The organism is Arthrobacter pascens (genome assembly GCF_017052465.1).
Taxonomy (GTDB): Bacteria; Actinomycetota; Actinomycetes; order Actinomycetales; family Micrococcaceae; genus Arthrobacter; species Arthrobacter pascens.
Genome location: NZ_JAFHKT010000099.1, coordinates 1 through 15,289, shown reverse-complemented (window position 1 = coordinate 15,289; position 15,289 = coordinate 1). Strand labels below are relative to the sequence as shown.

Annotated in this window: 15 protein-coding genes; 6 read left to right on the top strand and 9 right to left on the bottom strand. The window is 67.4% G+C overall.

Annotated elements, in window-relative coordinates:
* The first annotated feature begins 22 nt into the window (after positions 1-22).
* Both JYA52_RS02015 and JYA52_RS02010 read left to right on the top strand, forming a co-directional pair.
* Positions 23-985, top strand: a complete 963-nt coding sequence (locus JYA52_RS02015; RefSeq protein WP_205651478.1) for a tetratricopeptide repeat protein — start codon at positions 23-25, stop codon at positions 983-985.
* 70 nt (positions 986-1,055) lie between these two features.
* Positions 1,056-1,415: a nuclear transport factor 2 family protein gene (locus JYA52_RS02010; protein ID WP_205651477.1), complete on the top strand. Its 360-nt coding sequence runs from the start codon at positions 1,056-1,058 to the stop codon at positions 1,413-1,415.
* A gap of 35 nt (positions 1,416-1,450) precedes the next feature.
* On the opposite strand, the gene JYA52_RS02005 is transcribed toward JYA52_RS02010, so the two are convergent.
* Positions 1,451-2,098 carry a LysE family translocator gene (locus tag JYA52_RS02005; protein WP_205651476.1) on the bottom strand — a complete coding sequence of 216 codons (648 nt, stop codon included), beginning with the start codon at positions 2,096-2,098 and terminating at the stop codon, positions 1,451-1,453.
* A gap of 105 nt (positions 2,099-2,203) precedes the next feature.
* Between JYA52_RS02005 and JYA52_RS02000 the strand changes: the two genes are divergently transcribed.
* Complete coding sequence (locus JYA52_RS02000) at positions 2,204-2,659, top strand: Lrp/AsnC family transcriptional regulator (RefSeq protein WP_205651475.1); 456 nt, start codon at positions 2,204-2,206, stop codon at positions 2,657-2,659.
* A 118-nt stretch (positions 2,660-2,777) separates the two neighbouring features.
* Here the strand turns inward: JYA52_RS02000 and JYA52_RS01995 are convergent, their stop codons facing one another.
* Both JYA52_RS01995 and JYA52_RS01990 read right to left on the bottom strand, forming a co-directional pair.
* On the bottom strand, positions 2,778-5,522 hold the full coding sequence (locus JYA52_RS01995) for an FG-GAP-like repeat-containing protein (protein WP_205651474.1): 2,745 nt from the start codon (positions 5,520-5,522) through the stop codon (positions 2,778-2,780).
* Between the two features lie 185 nt (positions 5,523-5,707).
* Entirely contained in the window at positions 5,708-6,166 is a 459-nt protein-coding gene (locus JYA52_RS01990; RefSeq protein ID WP_205651493.1) for an Lrp/AsnC family transcriptional regulator, read from the bottom strand.
* A gap of 377 nt (positions 6,167-6,543) precedes the next feature.
* On the opposite strand from JYA52_RS01990, the gene gluQRS reads away from it, so the two are divergent.
* Genes gluQRS through JYA52_RS01975 form a run of 3 tightly spaced genes read left to right on the top strand, consistent with a single transcriptional unit; the run spans position 6,544 to position 9,160 of the window.
* Entirely contained in the window at positions 6,544-7,425 is an 882-nt protein-coding gene (gluQRS, locus tag JYA52_RS01985; protein WP_205651473.1) for a tRNA glutamyl-Q(34) synthetase GluQRS, read from the top strand.
* A gap of 26 nt (positions 7,426-7,451) precedes the next feature.
* Positions 7,452-8,141, top strand: coding sequence for a phosphohydrolase (locus JYA52_RS01980; RefSeq protein ID WP_240459861.1), 690 nt, complete (start codon positions 7,452-7,454; stop codon positions 8,139-8,141).
* A gap of 2 nt (positions 8,142-8,143) precedes the next feature.
* Positions 8,144-9,160: an NADP-dependent oxidoreductase gene (locus tag JYA52_RS01975; protein WP_205651472.1), complete on the top strand. Its 1,017-nt coding sequence runs from the start codon at positions 8,144-8,146 to the stop codon at positions 9,158-9,160.
* Here JYA52_RS01975 and JYA52_RS01970 read toward each other — a convergent pair.
* The 6 genes from JYA52_RS01970 to JYA52_RS01945 form a co-directional block, all read right to left on the bottom strand.
* The gene (locus tag JYA52_RS01970; protein ID WP_205651471.1) at positions 9,135-10,397 is read right to left on the bottom strand and encodes a low temperature requirement protein A; all 1,263 of its coding nucleotides are present in this window, start codon (positions 10,395-10,397) and stop codon (positions 9,135-9,137) included. The two genes, JYA52_RS01975 and JYA52_RS01970, sit on opposite strands and share 26 nt — an antisense overlap.
* A 54-nt stretch (positions 10,398-10,451) precedes the next feature.
* Positions 10,452-11,087, bottom strand: coding sequence for a transmembrane-type terpene cyclase (locus JYA52_RS01965; protein WP_205651470.1), 636 nt, complete (start codon positions 11,085-11,087; stop codon positions 10,452-10,454).
* 129 nt (positions 11,088-11,216) lie between these two features.
* Complete coding sequence (locus JYA52_RS01960; RefSeq protein ID WP_205651469.1) at positions 11,217-12,533, bottom strand: ATP-binding protein; 1,317 nt, start codon at positions 12,531-12,533, stop codon at positions 11,217-11,219.
* A 118-nt stretch (positions 12,534-12,651) separates the two neighbouring features.
* A complete protein-coding gene (locus JYA52_RS01955; protein WP_205651468.1) occupies positions 12,652-13,137 on the bottom strand; it encodes a universal stress protein in 486 nt (161 codons plus the stop codon).
* 36 nt (positions 13,138-13,173) lie between these two features.
* Positions 13,174-14,538, bottom strand: a complete 1,365-nt coding sequence (locus JYA52_RS01950; RefSeq protein ID WP_205651467.1) for an MBL fold metallo-hydrolase — start codon at positions 14,536-14,538, stop codon at positions 13,174-13,176.
* A gap of 146 nt (positions 14,539-14,684) precedes the next feature.
* The gene (locus JYA52_RS01945) at positions 14,685-14,933 is read right to left on the bottom strand and encodes an SCO4226 family nickel-binding protein (protein ID WP_205651466.1); all 249 of its coding nucleotides are present in this window, start codon (positions 14,931-14,933) and stop codon (positions 14,685-14,687) included.
* Positions 14,934-15,289: the final 356 nt, after the last annotated feature.

The window sequence follows — 15,289 nt, the reverse complement described above, 5'->3', positions numbered from 1 at the left end:
GCGCGGCCACTAGCATGGAGGGATGAGCGCCGGGCAGATTCCAGGACCGATCTACCGCGACACCCGTGACCTCACTCCCTTTGGTGCCGGCCAGGTCCGGACGCCCGTGCGGGAAATCGCCGAGGGCGTCGGCGGATTGATCCATGGGGTGCTGGGCGGCCGGGATGCCGCCCTGATCAGCGTGGATGGCAGCGTCCCCAGGCTTAAGCTCCTCCCCGGCAAAGCCGCCAAGGCTGTGTACGACGCCATCTTCAACAGCACCGACCCGAACCGGCTGATCGCCGTGGGCCGGGAGTATCCCGGCTGGGCGGGCCTCTGCTACGTCATGGCCGGGCTGCTCGCGCACAAGCAGGGCGGGCACCTGCGCGCCGTTGAGCTGCTGCAGCGCGGCCTCAGCATCAGGAACGACGACGAAGCGAACCAGTTCGCGGCCAGCTACCTGACGCGTGTTGTCACCCGGGTGGAGGTCGCCGAGCGCATCGAGGTTCCGGTGCTGTTCAGTGAGGAGTCCGTGTTCCTCGCGCTGTCGCAGTCCCTGCGGGAGACGGGCCAGACGGAAGCCGCGCTTGAAGCGCTGACCATGCTCCCGCCGTCGCTGCCCACGGCACTGGCGAGGTGCGCGCTGGCCTACACCCTCGGGCGGGACCAGGAGGTGGTGGTCTGGACCGAAGGGCTGCTCAACGCCGACGACCTCTCCGCCGCCCTGCTGCTGGTCCGTGGGCGCTCCCTCCGCCGCCTCGGCGCCCATGAGCATGCGCAGCGGGCGCTGCGGGAGGTCCTGCGGCGGCGGAAAACCAGCATGGCCCTGCGCAACGATGCCATCACTGACCGCGCCCTGCTGGTGCTGGACAACGGCCGGAAATCCTTGAACCCCCGGGACTGGCGGCGCCGCCGCGCCGAACTCGAAACCTTCGAGGTCATCCGCAAGGATGTGGAGGCGCGAAGGCTTTGGGAGCAGGAGTGGAAGAAGCTGGAGGGCGACTGAGGGCCGCGTGCAGCCTTTTTTCGCCGTGCGGCCCCTTGTCGGCGGGGTACCGCCGGGGTATACCGGACAAATGACCGACGCAATCAGGCAGTGGATGGAAAAGTACATCGCGGCGTGGGAAACGAACGCGCCAGACGATATCCGGGCGCTCTTTGCCGAAGACGCCGTCTACGCCACCCGGCCGTATGATCCGGACGCCTGGCGTGGCCGCGAGCAGATCGTGGACCGGTGGATTGCCTCCGCCGACGAGCCCGAGGACTGGAGGTTCGAGTGGTCCGTGCTCGGATCCGACGGCGACCTCGCGTTCGTGCAGGGGCGTACCACGTACCTGGATGACCGGCCCAGCTACGAGAATCTCTGGGTCGTCCGGTTGGCGCCGGACGGGCGGGCGACTGCCTTCACCGAGTGGTTCATGGAGCGCAAGACCTGATTCCACCCCGGGGAGTGCCGGCTGGCCGTGACCGCTTAGCCGTGACCGGGGAGGAGGGGCAGAAGCTGCTCGGCGAGCAGCGCGGTGCCGAGGCACACCATGATGATGCCGCTGGCCAGCGTCACCCGGCGGGCGGCCCCCGGCCGGGACTGGAGCAGCCTCCGGGACAGCAGGGCCACGGCCGTGTACACGACGGCGGCCAGCAGCACGAACGTCAGGCCCAGCAGCCCTGACTGCACCGGCACGGGCAGCGGAGCCTCGGCACTGACGAACTGGGGCACAAGGGCCACGAAGAACAGCAGGCCTTTGGGGTTGATGCCGCTGGTCCCCATCCCCTGGAAGAAGGCCCGGAGCTGGTTCCGGCCGGGATTCTCCGCGGTGTCCGCGACGGTGAAGCTCGCTCCCCGCCAGGACCGCATGGTGCTGGCTCCCAGCCACAGCAGGTAAGCGGCGCCCGCGACGGTGATCCATCGGAGGAGCCCAGGCAGGGCGGCAAGCAGGGCTGCCAGCCCGGCCACCATGAGCACGGTGTGAAGCACATAGCCGCTACAGAGGCCCGCCACCGCCGGCACGAAGCTGCGGCGGCCGAGCCCGGCTGTGATGGTGTAGGCCCAGTCCACTCCGGGGGTGCAGGCCAAGGCGGCGGCGACCACCACGAAGGCTATGAAAAGCTCAGGATTCATGGCGGGGCTCCTCATCGACGGGATATGCGAAAAGCCTAGGAAATTAAGCGCCATAAGTGTTCCCTGATTTCGCGCAGACTCCTGCCCCGGCGGTAAGATTTTTGCGTGATTGACCACATCGACAGAAACATTTTGCGCCACCTCAAGGAGGACGGGCGGATGACCGCCACGGCACTCGCCTCAAAGGTGGGGCTGACCGTGGCGCCGTGCCACCGCCGGCTCCGTGACCTGGAGGCCTCGGGGGTGATCCGCGGATACAAGGCGGACATTGACCCGGCCGCCGTCGGGCTGGGCTTCGAGGCGATCGTCTTCGTGACACTGCGGCAGGGGGACCAGCCCACCATGGAGATCTTCGAGAACCGCGTTGCCGACAACCCCAACATCGTGGAGGCGCAGCGGCTGTTTGGCTCGCCGGACTACCTGCTCAAGGTGATAGCGGAGGACCTGCCGTCCTACCAGCGGTTCTACGACAGCGAACTGACGGTACTGCCCGGCGTCGAACGGCTCACCTCAACGCTGGTGATGAAGAACCTCAAGTCCAACGCCGGCCCGCCGGTATAGCGGCCGGCGGCCCTGGGAAGGCTCCCTGCTTGCAGCGGGTGTCCAGGCTTAAATGCGGCAGGCCGCGGAAGGAGATCTTCCGCGGCCTGCCGGTTGTGGTGTGTTTCGGGCGCCCTGTTTAGCGGGGGTTCAGGACAGACGCCTGGAAGCCGCCCTGCCTGTTGCCCGCGTAAAGCCACAGCTTGCCGTCCGGGGCCGTCGCGATCAGGCCGGGGCTGGCGGTTCCGGCGAACCGGCCCACGTTGGCTATGGACTTGTAAATGTTCCAGGCGCTGCCCAGCTGCTTCCTAGCAAGGAATCCTCCGCCGCCGTTTCCTGGATAGAGCCACAGCTTGCCATCGGTGGTGGTGGCCATGAGGTCGTTCCTGCCGTCACCGGTGAAGTCGTCAGCGCTGACAATCTGGTTGAACACGTTCCATCCGTAGCCGAGCGGCTTGCGGGTCTGCAGCCCGCCGACGCCGTTGCCGGGGTAGAGCCAGAGCTGCCCGTCCTCTGACTGGGCGAGGAGGTCACTCTTTCCGTCGCCGGTGAAGTCCCCGGGTGACAGGAAGCGGCTGAAGCCGGTCAGGGACCTGCCCAGGAGCTTTCTGGGCAGCATGGTGCCCCTGCCGTCGGTCGGGTAGACCCACAGCACGCCCGCTGCATCCCGTGCTATCAGGTCCAGTCCGCCGGTTCCGTCAAAGTTGCCGGCGCTGAAGATCTGGTCATAGGTCTGCCATCCGGAGTTGAGTTGCCGGGCGGCCTGGAAACCGCCGGAGCCGTTGCCGGGGTGGAGCCACAGCGTTCCCTGCGGTGTGAGCGCGAAGATGTCCGCGCGGCCGTCTCCTGTGGCGTCCCCGGCTTCCCAGACCTGGCGGAACTCGTCCCAGTCCGTGCCCGGGACCGTGACGCGGGTGGCGAAGCGGCCGGTCTCGTTGCCGGGGTACAGCGCCGCGGGACCCGTTGCGGTGGTGGCCAGCAGGTCCTTTTGCCCGTCTCCAGTGAAGTCCTGCCCGCCGATGAGGTCCTTGAACGAACCCCAGCCGCTCCCCAGGTTGGTGGGGGCGAGGAATCCGCCGGCCCCGTTTCCCGGATAGAAGTAGAGCGATCCGGTCTGGCTCCGCGCGAACAGCCCGCCGCGGGCGGGGGCACTGAAACCACTGGCCGGAGCGACAGCGCTGAAGGCAGCCCAGCCGGAGCCCGCGTTGCTCGGAAGCAGGAGGCCGTCCTTGCCGTTTCCGGGGTACACCCAGAGTGTTCCATCGAATTTGATGCCGGCCAGGTCTGCCTTGCCGTCTCCGGTCAGATCGCCGGGAGCGACGATACGCTGGAAAATCTGCCAGCCGCCCCCGATGCGGATGCGGGGAAGGAAACCGCCCTTGCCGTTGCCGGGGTACAGCCAGAACTCGCCCGCCGAGGTGCGGCCGAAGATGTCCGGGATCCCGTCTCCGGTGAAGTCGACATCGCCGACCACCGTGTTGAAGATGTTCCAGCCGCCGGCGAACCGGACGGGTGCCCCGAGCTTGTTTCCGGCCTGGCCGGCGAGCAGCATGAGGGAACCGTCGGATTCGCGGGAGAGCACGTCCGCGCGCCCGTCGCCGTTGAAGTCGCCGGCCGAGAACTGGATCTTTGCCCGCAGTGCTGGATCGGCATTGATGGTCACGGTGGCGTAGTCGGCCGTGACGGCGTTGATCGTCACCGTGGTTCCGGCATGCGTGGTGAACGTGCGTCCGGCCTGCCAGGCGTGGTTCGCGCTGTAATAGCCGCTGAAGGGAATGGTGGACGGCATGAGCGTCAGGGATGAGACGGGAGTCGCGCCGCCGCGCTGCACGATCTTCACGCCGCGGTTGCCGGCGTAGTCGCTGCTCAGGTAGCTGTCGTAGCCCACGGGCTGGCGCAGCTCGAGGTAGTAGGTCTCCCGGCTGATGGGGTCGGTGAACTTGAGGGCCCGGTTCGCGAGTGTGCCGCCCCAGGGCCGCAGCGTGTAGCTCTTGATGCCTGTCGCAATCCCCAGGTCGCGGACTTCATCGCCCCGGCCGAGTCCCCGGGAGTCCCAGAAGGGGGAGCTGACGACGGGCATGCTGTACCGCGAAGCGCCCATCAGGTCGGTGGTGTCGCCGTATTCACGGATGTAGCAGCTTGAGTCCTTGAACTGGCCGGTGCTGGTGGTCCCTACGTCGTTGACGCCGCTGCCGCACTGCAGGGCGTCCGCGTGCATGGCCCCCAGCACGTGGCCGAACTCATGCGTGAGGACGCTCTTGGTGAAGGTGGTGTTAATCTGCGGCATCAGGACGCGGCCGCTGTTGCCGTTGCTGCTGAACCCGGCGCCCAGCGCACCGTAGGAGAGCGTCGAGGTCGGGATGAAGACCACGAGCGCGGTATTGGTGCTGTAGGTCCACTTCAGCTCGCTGGTGATCTTGTTGATGAGGTCGTAGTAGGACATCGAGGAGGTGGCGGCAGACTGGTGCCCCGCGAGCCGGCTCGTGACGGTCATCGAGATGCGGCCGTTGGACATCGCCTTCCAGTAGTTGCTGGTAGCCACGATCGCCTGGTCCGCCGCCGTCATGGAGACCGCGTTCTTGTTGTCCGCGAGCTTGGCTGTCACCAGTTTGATCTTCATGGGCGCGGAAGCCAGGACCCCGGCCTCCGCCTGGAGGGCGGATCCGGTCGGTGGAGTGTCCATGGGGACGCCCGGCGCCGATTCGTACATATGCTCCCCGTGCGGGGTGCCCGGCACCAGTTGCGTGGCGGGCGCATCGGCGGCGTGATCAGTCGCGTTATCTGTTGATGCCGCGAACGTGGGGCTCACCGGCAGGGATACCAGGCCGGCGGCGAAGACCAGCAGCCCGGTCGCTGCGGCTGTTGAACGGGAAAATGAGCGCATGGAGTTCCTTAGTGAGACCGAACCCTGGCTGAGACCTTGGGATGGAGGGCGCATCTGCCGCCGGAAAGGATCCCGGCGGCAGATGCTGAATCAGGCTACAGTCGGCGCCGCAGGACCGCCGTCAGGTTATCCGCAGTTTTAAGCAATGATTTGCGCAGGACCGGCGTGGCGGCTGAGGCGCGCCGTCAGCCGCCGAGCAGCCCCGTGGTCCGGTAGGGAATAACCTCTCGCAGGAACATGCTCGTGGACGTCCGGACGATCCCCGGGCAGAGCCGGATCTCTTCGGACACCCGGTACAGATCGTCCGGGCTGGTGGCCACCACGCGGATCAGCAGATCGGTATCCCCGGCCGGCGCATGGCACTCGAGCACTTCCGGGATTTTCCGGAGGGCGGCGATGGCCTCGTTGAGGTGGCTCTGGTCCAGTTCGGCGCTGACTGCCGCCGCCACTCCACGGCCCAGCGCAGCAGGAAGCACGCGGCTGCTGTTCGGACGGAGCGCGCCCGACTCCGTCATCCGTTCCAGCCGCGACTGCACGGTCCCGCGGGCCAGGCCAAGGCGTTGGGCGAGCACCATGATGGGGAGCCGGGGATCGTCGTCGAGCGCCGCGAGGATCCTCCGGTCTGTCGCGTCCAGCTGCTGCAATCTGATCACTCCCTGTCGGTTCGACGCATGGTTATTGATCAATCTGACCACTCGGGGATGCGCCCTTTGCGCCAACTGTAGGGCTTCTGTTCAAATAGTGGCAACGAAGGGCGCGGCCACCGCCAAGCCCCGCAGGCTTACAGGGCCTCCGGCACACCACCCGGTCCCTGGACGACGCTTCCCGCAAGGAAGCCGCCGCTGATTGACACTTGTTCACGCATCGTCTTTCCGCAAGTTTCCGCAAGTTTCCGCAAAGCAGTGCCGCACTTCCGCCAGGAACCGGTACGGCAAGAGCCCCTGAGCCACCGAGCCCCGCATACGCCGGGACCGCGCGGTAGCTGAGGGGCGCTTGTGCTGTTCGGCATAGGCTGGACGACATGACAAGTGCCGGCCGTTTCGCCCCCAGCCCGTCCGGTGAACTCCATGTGGGCAACCTGCGGACGGCGATGCTCGCGTGGCTTTTCGCGCGCTCAACCGGCAGGCGGTTCCTGCTGCGCGTCGAGGACCTGGACCGCGCCCGTGCCGGGGCGGAGGCGCAGCAGCTCCGCGACCTGACGGTCATCGGCGTTTCGTGGGACGGTGACCCCGTGCGCCAGACCGACCGCGGACCGCTGTACGCGGCAGCGATCGACCGGCTGGCGGACGCGGGACTGACCTACGAGTGTTTCTGCACGCGGAGGGAGATCCAGGAGGCGCCGTCCGCGCCGCATGCGCCCCAGGGCGCCTACCCGGGGACCTGCCGGAAGCTCTCGACGGCGGAAGTCGCTTTCAGGAGGTCGGTGCGGCCGGCTGCCGTCCGCCTGCGCTCGTCGGTCACGGAGTGGACGGTGCAGGATGCCATGCACGGCACTTTTACCGGCGTGGTCGACGATTTTGTGCTCCGCCGCAACGACGGTGTGACGGCGTACAACCTGGCGGTGGTGGTGGATGATGCCGAACAGGGCATAGATCAGGTGGTGAGGGGCGATGACCTGCTGCCATCCACGCCTCGGCAGGCATACCTCGCCTCGCTGCTGAATATGCCCGTTCCGGAATATGCCCATGTGCCGCTGGTGGTCAATGCCCACGGCGCACGGCTGGCCAAGCGGGACGGGGCGGTCACGCTGGGCGACCTTGCCGCCGTCGGGATCCGTGCGGACGCTGTCCGCCGGATGATCCTGGACTCGCTGGAGCTGCCGGCGGATTCCCTGGAGTCCGCTCTCGGCGCGTTCGATCCTGCGGCCCTCCCGCGGGAGCCCTGGGTCTGGCCGGGTGTGTAGTTGGAGGCGGTGGGTACGCTGAGGGTATGCCAGAACAAGGAACGTCGGAAGCACGATTCACCGTAGAGACCGCCAAGGTGCTGGCCGAAGTGGCGCACAACCGCCAGAAGGACAAGCTCAAGCGCCCGTACCGCGAGCACGTGCTGGCCGTAGGGGACGCGCTGGAGGACTTCGACGACGACATCCGGATCGCCGGGTACCTCCACGACATCGCGGAAGACACCCCCATGACCAGGCAGGCGCTGCTCGACATGGGCGTCTCCGAGCGCGCCGTGGGGATCATCGAGCGCGTCACGAAGCGGCTGCACGACAACCCGGACGATTATCAGGCCGGCATCCGCTTCATTGCCCAGGACCATGACGCCACACTCGTGAAAATCGCCGACAATGCGCACAATTCCCTGCCCGAGCGGGTGCAGGCCCTGGCCGAGAAGTGGCCGGACAGGCCGCCCGTCACCCGGTATGCCGATGCCAGGCCCGTGTTGTACGCCGCGGTTCCCGAGGAGGAAGTCCGGAAAATCCTGGCGAGGGTGAACCCTTGGCTGCTCGAGGAACTGGACGACCGCCTGGACGAGGCGGACGACACCGACTACGAGAATCTCTCCTACGAAGAGGCCCCGCAGGATGAGCCTGTCGAGACCACTCCGCAGGGCGAGACCACTCCGCTGGTCGAGACCGCCGAGACCGCCGAGCCGGGCGGCGCACCCAGGGACTAGCCGTGCTCGCCTACGTCCTCACGCGGTACGGCGCGGCAGACGCCATGGAGTTCCGGGACGTCCCCGAACCGCGTCCCGGACCCGGTGAGGTGCGGATCCGGGTGGCTGCCGCAGGGCTCAACCCGGTCGACTACAAGATGCGCCAGGGAAAGCTGCGGGTCATCAGCGGCCACCGCCTTCCCATCATCGCCGGCTGCGAGGTGGCCGGAACGGTGGACGCCGTGGGCTTGGGAACGAGCGGGTTCGACATTGGGGACCGTGTGTATGCGCGCGTGGACAAGGCCACCCTCGGCGCTTTTGCGGAGCTGGTGTGCGTGCAGCAGGGGCACGTCGCCCCCATGCCGGTGTCGCTGGGGTTCGCCGAAGCGGCGGGCCTGCCGTTGGCAGGCCTGACGGCGCTTCAGGCCCTGCGCGACGAACTCTCCGTCCGGAAGGGCACCAGGCTCTTCATTTCCGGTGGCGCGGGTGGAGTGGGAACGCTCGCGATTCAGCTGGCTAAGCACTTCGGTGCTGAGGTGACCACCACGGCGTCCCCGCGCGGCGACGAACTGGTGCGTAAACTGGGCGCGGACCGGGTGATCGACTACACCCGGAAGCGGATTGGCGACGAACTCCAGGTCTATGACGCCGTGCTGGACCTGGTGGGCGGCGGAACGCTGAAGCAGTCTTTCCGGATCCTCAAGCCCGGAGGCATGGTGGTGTCGATCGCCGGAGTCCCCGAACCGCTGACCGCCCGGAAGGACCTGGCCGCCCCCGGCTGGGTCGCGGCGCTCTTCTGGGCGATCAGCCTTCCGGTCCGGCTGCGGGCGAAGCGGGCGCGCGCAAGCTACCGGTACCTTTTCATGCATCCCAGCGCGGACGACCTGCGCTTCCTCGCCAGGTTGGTGGATGAGGGGGTGCTTCAGCCTGTCGTTGACAGCGAGTATCCGTTCGGCAGCATCGCTGACGCCTTCGCCGCCCTGGAGCAGGGCCATGCCAAGGGCAAAATCGTGGTTACTCTGCCGGCCGCGCCCCGGTAGCCCCGCGTTCCAGGTGCTCCAGCGCTGCGCTCATTTTCGCTGTACCGCGCTTCTCATCAATCACAATCGACACCCCCAGGGCCAGCACAATGACAAGCAAGCAGACGGGCACCGAGACCCCGGCGGCAGCAAGTCCAACGCTGCCCACCAGCGCGACCACGACGCCGACAGCCACGGCAATGACGGTGCGGTCCACGCAGATCATGACGCTGAACAGCCACGTCAGGGAGAGTTTGAACAGCGCCACGGGTACCGCAATGCTGGCCACGGCCACAGCGGCGCTGATGTGGGCCTGATGGTCGATGTAGTAGGCAGCTACGTGCAGTCCGGCGCCAGTTGCGGCGATGGCAGCGAAGATGGGCATGTGCCCGTAACCAAAGAAGAATGAGCGGTGCCGCTGGAGGTGCAGGGCGGGGCCGGCGGGCAGTATGAAGTAGATCCACCACATGGCGAACGCGAGGGCCGTTCCGCCGAAGCCCACGAGTGCAGCGTCCAGGGTCCAACCGTGGTTGGCCACAATGGCCCGGAGGGTCTCGATGGCCCCGATCAGGCATTCACCCAAGGCAATGATGGCGAGCAGCCCGTAGCGCTCGGCGATATGGTGCGCGTGCCACGGGGTCCGCATGGAGCGCTCGGCGACGTATGGCGTGGCCATCTCCAAGATGAACAGGGGCGCAGTCATGAGGAAAGTGGTCAGGATGTCCGCCTCAATGATGAGCACCCCGATCCACCCTAGCTGCACCACGCCAAGGTACGTAGCGTAGCGCTGGCAGGTCTGCCGGCGCGCGGGATCCTGCCGTGCCGCGCGCAGCCACTGGAACACCAGGGCCAGGCGCATGATCACGTAGCCGCCCACCATGACGGCGTTGTCTACATGGTCGCCCTCCACGAGCGAGTGGAACATCGGCTCAAGTCCCATGGCCAGGATCAGCACACCGAGAAGCTGGACCATGGTAACCACGCGGAACACCCAGTCGTCGGTGTCGTAGGCGCTGGCGAACCAGGTGAAGTTGATCCAGGCCCAGATCACGGCGAACATCGCGAAGGAGAAGCCCAGCAGGCCGGCACCGAAGTGGGCTTCGGAAATCTCGTGGGCAAACTGGCTTCCGGCCACTCCGAAGGCAATGACAAACGTCAGGTCGAAGAACAGCTCCAGCGGCGTGGCTGCCCGGTGTTGCTCATGTGGGTCGCGGCCGCCCATGCGGGCCATGGCATGCCGGAGGGGATTGTTGGACATGGCTCAAAGAGTACCGCCGGGGGCAGGGCCCGCTCCACTGCCGCCCGGAGCTGCTCAGGAGGAGCCAGGACCAGCAACGGCCGAGGCAGCCCGTGCGCGCCACAGCAGGCCGATGTAGGCCAGGTCGAAGATGCTGCAGAGCGCACCCACCCCAAGGACCAAGGGGGAATTCCCGTACCACCCGTACACCACGGTGGGCGCCAGCGTGCCGATCCACTTCGCCACGGCGATCAGCAGGGACTGGCTCCTGGTGCCGCCGCGGGCCACGAACATCGCGATGAACAGCCCGGACATCAGCAGGTTCTGCAGGAACGCCGCATACCGTGCGGCGTCGTCCCAGCCGAACTCCACCACGAACAGCCCCTGCACCGCGAAGGCCGCAATCCCCAACAGGACGCCCCAGCCCACGAAGAGTTTCGGCGTGACCCACGCCGGCAGTTCGGACCTGCCGAACCTGAAAAAGGTATACAGGACCAGGACGTCAGCCAGGGCCCACGCGATGTTGAAGACGCCCTGCGCAGAAAGCCCCGTAACGGCGGACCGTGAGGCGTAGATGACCTCCCAGGCGAAGTTCAGAGCCAGCGCCGCCGCCGGAATGGCATAACTCCGGTCCCTGAATCCGATCCGTATGGCCTCGATGTACACCAAGGACCAGGCCAGCCCGCTCACAATCGTCAGGAACAGGATCACGGCCCCTTCTCCTTCCCCCAATTCGCCGCCGAGTTCGCCGGAACGGACTGGGGGCGCCGGAAACTTACGGCGACCCCGCAGGTTTCCGGCGACTCCGACCCGCTAACGCGCCGAACTGGCCCGGCTGACCTACACGCGGCCCAGGGCGTCGATGTCCTCGAGGAACTGCTCGTGGGCCTCCTTGCTCACCGTCGTCCGGGTGTCGGCGATGGCGTCGAGGTAGTCCTCCGTGGCGGGGCCCTTCCGGACGGCCTCCCGGACGGAAACGGAGCCCCCGGAGGCCAGCCCGCCGTCGTCGTACACTGCCTTTTCCAGCGCCCGCTGGGAGGCGCTGCGCGCCGCGAACTCGATATCCGCAGGGGAGAAGCCCTCGGTGCGGTCCACGAGCAGCTCGACGTCGACGTCGTCCACCACCGCGGCGGGGATGAAGCGCTGCCACATGGCTTCGCGGGCCTGGCGGTCGGGCAGCCCGATGGGAATGACGTAGTCGAAACGGCCGTGGCGCAGAAACGCCGAGTCCAGGGCCCGGATGAAGTTGGTGGCGCAGACCAGCAGGCGGCCGGGCTGCTCGCGGAAGGCCGGAATGATCTTGAGGAGTTCGTTGGTGACGCCCTGCAGCGGCGACGGCGGCTCGCCCGAGCGCTGTGACGCGATCTCCTCCACCTCGTCGATGAACACCACGGCGTGCTCCAGCTCGGCGATCTCCAGGAACGTCTCGCGCAGCGCACCTGCCAGGCCCTTGGGGTCAGAGGCCAGCCGGGACGGGAACACCTCCACGAACGGCCACTCCAGGCGGGATGCAATCGCCTTGGCGAAGGTGGTCTTGCCCGTTCCCGGAGGACCGAACAGCACGACGGCGCGAGGCGGCACCACGCCGTATTCGTCGGCGAGGTCGGCCTCGGCCAGGGGGAGGACCAGCCGGCGCTCCAGCAGCTCCTTCTCGCGGCGCATGCCGGCCACGTTTTCCCACAGGTCGCGGGCGAGGACACGGCCGCCCAGCAGGCTAAGCGGCTCAAGCTCCTGGCGCTGGACGGGAATGGTCCGCTCGAAGTAGCGCAGGTTCTTCTTCAGCAGGAAGCCGCGGCTCAGGAAGGCCTCCACCCGGGTTTCGGACTCCGGCATGAGCGCTGAGAGCTTGTTCAGGCCGTGCGGTGCCATGCGGTTTTCGACGGCGGCCAGCAGCGAGGTGCCGATCCCGCGGCCGCGGTACTCGGGCAGCGTGGCCAGGAAGACGATCCAGCCCTGGTCATGGGCAGCCCGGCCGACGGCGGCACCCACCACCTGGTCGCCCTGCACGGCCACGACTGCATGGTCCTTTTCGCACGAGGCCAGCACTTCGGAGAGCGCGTAAACGGGCTCAACATTCGTGGCCTTGAGGGACTCCCACAGGTGCAGGATGCCGTCCATGTCAGCCGAGTGAAAGTCCCTGATCCGCCAGTTGGTCATGAAGTTGCTCCTGTGGTTTCGTCGTTGAGCCAGGGCTCAGGTGCTCTGCTGAGCATAGGTGATCGGGCCCGCGCACGGGGTTGCGGGTGGGTTGCGTTACGCCAGGGCGGGCCCCGATCTACGGCTGGGAATGGTCCTGGCCCTTGGAGCCTTTCCAGAGATGGTGCGTGCGGTGGCTGCCGTCCGTGTGGACCACCAGGACCGGGCAGTCAGCGTGCGAGACGCAGGCCGAGCTCACGGACCCCAGGTGCATGCCGAGGAACCCGCCGTGGCCGCGGCGCCCCACGACCAGCATCGCCGCACCGGCGCCGGCGTCCACAAGCTTGGCCGGTGCCGGTCCGCGCACCAACTCCTGGCTCATGCCCTCCGGCGCATCCGGACCGAAGGCCTTGGCGATGGCCTCGGCGAGGGTCTTTGCAGCGGACTCCTCGAACGCCGCAAAGTCCGGGGGAACGTAGCCGGCATACATCTGCGGGAAGTCCCAGCACGCGACGGCGTGGATCCGGGTGTCCAGGGCGGGCGCCAGCCGGGCCGCGAGCCGCAGCGCCTGGACCGATGATTCCGAGCCGTCGACGCCGACGACTACCTTTCCTGCCGTGTCCATCATGTTCTCCTTCGAAATGCCGATACTCCTGCGCCGCTAGCTTGACGGCCCCTGCAGCTGCACCCCTGCGGGCGCGGCCTCGCGGAACCGGGCATCGATCTGCACCACGTCCCGGCCGGCGCGCTGCAGGAGGCTGGCGGCCACCCCTGCACGGTATCCGGAGGCGCAGTGCACCCAGATCCGCCCCTCCGGAAGCTCGCCGAGCCGGCCCAGCAGTTCGTGCAGCGGCACGTTCACAGCACCTGCCACGTGGGATTCGGCGAACTCATCCGCCCGCCGCACATCGAGCACGGTGTCCTCGGGCGGCTTCTCATGCACGACGGCGGCCCAGCCGGTCCGCGGGTAGGAGGCCACCGGGGCGTTCGGCGCCAGGGCTGCGGGGTCTGTTCCGACGGCGGCGTCCGGCCGGTCGACGCCGATCCGGGAGAGGTCACGGACGGCGTTTTGCAGGTCCTCCCGGCTGCCCACCAGCGTCAGCTTCTCGCCCCAGGGAATCACCCAGCCCAGGTAGGAGCTGAATCTGGTCCCTGAGCCGTATTCGAAGCTCACGGCGCCCTTCAGGTGGTTGCTGGCGAAGGCCATGCGGCGGCGCAGATCCACCACCCATTCGCCGTTGGCCAGCCGGTCGGCCAGCTCGTCGGCGCCGGGCGGCTCCGGCAGGCCCAGGTCGGCGGGTTGCGGGCCGGTGAGGTTGATGGGGGCCATGTGCGCGTAGTACGAGGGGTAGGCCGCAAGGTTGTCCAGGAGTTCGGCGACGAAGTGCTCGGGATCAGGATCGGTGAGTGCGTGGTTCGTGGCGAGCTGCTCGCCGATGGTCGATGCCTTGGAGGAACTGGACGGCCCCACCGAGCAGAACGATCCGAAGCCGTGTGTGGGATACAGCGCCGCTGCGGGTCCCGCCTCATCAGCCAGCCGGCGGACGGAGGCGTACTGGTCCCTCGTCAGGCCATCGGTGTCTGCGGGGCCGAGCAGATCGGTCCGCCCCACCGAGCCGTACAGCAGGCTGCCGCCCGAGAATACGGCCTGCTGCCCGTCATCGGATGTGACGATGTAGGACAGGTGGGTGTGCGTGTGCCCGGGGGTGCCCACGGCCCGCAGGGTGAGGCGGCCGATCGGCAGGGTCTGGCCGTCCGCTATGGGTTGCCGCTCGAAACCGACGGCGTCGGCTGCGTTGACCAGGTACGTGGCACCGTGGGCGCGGGCAAGGATCAGGCCGCCGGTGAGGTAGTCGTTGTGGATGTGGGTTTCGGCGACGTGGGTGATGCGCACCCCGGCGGCGCGGGCGGCGTCCTCGATGCGGTCCGTGTCGCGCTGGGCGTCGACCACCAGGGCCACGTGGCCGTCGTGGACCAGGTAGCTGCGGTCCCCGAGCTGCGGGGTCTCGATGACAACCACGTCCATAAGCCGGTCCTTCGCGCGAAACCTCGTGCAGTTCTGCTCCACTTTGCCGTCCTGCGCTGAGGCACCGGCCCGGAACGGCGGGTCCGGTGCCTCTCGGGGCTGCCGAAAGCGGTGCAGAAATGCCCGACCTTCTAAGTCAGACCGGCTCAGACCTTCAGGGGAACGGGGTGGACCTCGTCTGCGGGATGGCCCGTGCGTTCGTGGATGCGCCTCACCGCATCCGCCGAAGGAGCCTCCGACAGGCAGTAGACGACTCCAGCGTCGGGATCGGCCCAGGCACTCTTAAAATTGACGTTTTCCTCATTCTGAATCGCAAGGTCGGCCTCGTGGGCAGCCTTAAGGTCCTCCCTGGTTAGGCCCTTCATATTGTGGTGGACATCCATGAATTCCGGCATGATGACGCTCCCTACATTGATTCGACGATGAATACTCGGGGTGGGGCTGACGGTAGACCCGTGCTCTGCGCCCGTCAAGAGGATTAAAGGCAGAACGACGGCGGCACCTGCGGTTCCGTGAAAACAGAACCGCACGTGCCGCCGTCGTGGTCAACAAGCTGCCCATCCAGGGGCGCGGTGGGGGTTAGATGCGGTCGGCGGCTCCGGGGCCGGGGCGGTTGGCGATGACGGGGGACATGCCGGTGAAGCCGTCGCGGGTTTCGGCGATTTCGTGGATTTGCTTGCGGCAGGCGTACCAGCCGGCGACCATGAGGGCGCAGGCGACGAGGGTCACGAGCAGGGTGAGCGGGGATTCG

Excerpts from the sequence above, each read along its gene's own strand:
- JYA52_RS02015 (WP_205651478.1), top strand. The coding sequence starts at position 23 with ATGAGCGCCGGGCAGATTCCAGGACCGATCTACCGCGACACCCGTGAC.
- JYA52_RS02010 (WP_205651477.1), top strand. The coding sequence starts at position 1,056 with ATGACCGACGCAATCAGGCAGTGGATGGAAAAGTACATCGCGGCGTGG.
- JYA52_RS02005 (WP_205651476.1), bottom strand. The coding sequence starts at position 2,098 with ATGAATCCTGAGCTTTTCATAGCCTTCGTGGTGGTCGCCGCCGCCTTG.
- JYA52_RS01995 (WP_205651474.1), bottom strand. The coding sequence starts at position 5,522 with ATGCGCTCATTTTCCCGTTCAACAGCCGCAGCGACCGGGCTGCTGGTC.
- gluQRS (WP_205651473.1), top strand. The coding sequence starts at position 6,544 with ATGACAAGTGCCGGCCGTTTCGCCCCCAGCCCGTCCGGTGAACTCCAT.
- JYA52_RS01980 (WP_240459861.1), top strand. The coding sequence starts at position 7,452 with ATGCCAGAACAAGGAACGTCGGAAGCACGATTCACCGTAGAGACCGCC.
- JYA52_RS01970 (WP_205651471.1), bottom strand. The coding sequence starts at position 10,397 with ATGTCCAACAATCCCCTCCGGCATGCCATGGCCCGCATGGGCGGCCGC.
- JYA52_RS01960 (WP_205651469.1), bottom strand. The coding sequence starts at position 12,533 with ATGACCAACTGGCGGATCAGGGACTTTCACTCGGCTGACATGGACGGC.
- JYA52_RS01955 (WP_205651468.1), bottom strand. The coding sequence starts at position 13,137 with ATGGACACGGCAGGAAAGGTAGTCGTCGGCGTCGACGGCTCGGAATCA.
- JYA52_RS01950 (WP_205651467.1), bottom strand. The coding sequence starts at position 14,538 with ATGGACGTGGTTGTCATCGAGACCCCGCAGCTCGGGGACCGCAGCTAC.
- JYA52_RS01945 (WP_205651466.1), bottom strand. The coding sequence starts at position 14,933 with ATGCCGGAATTCATGGATGTCCACCACAATATGAAGGGCCTAACCAGG.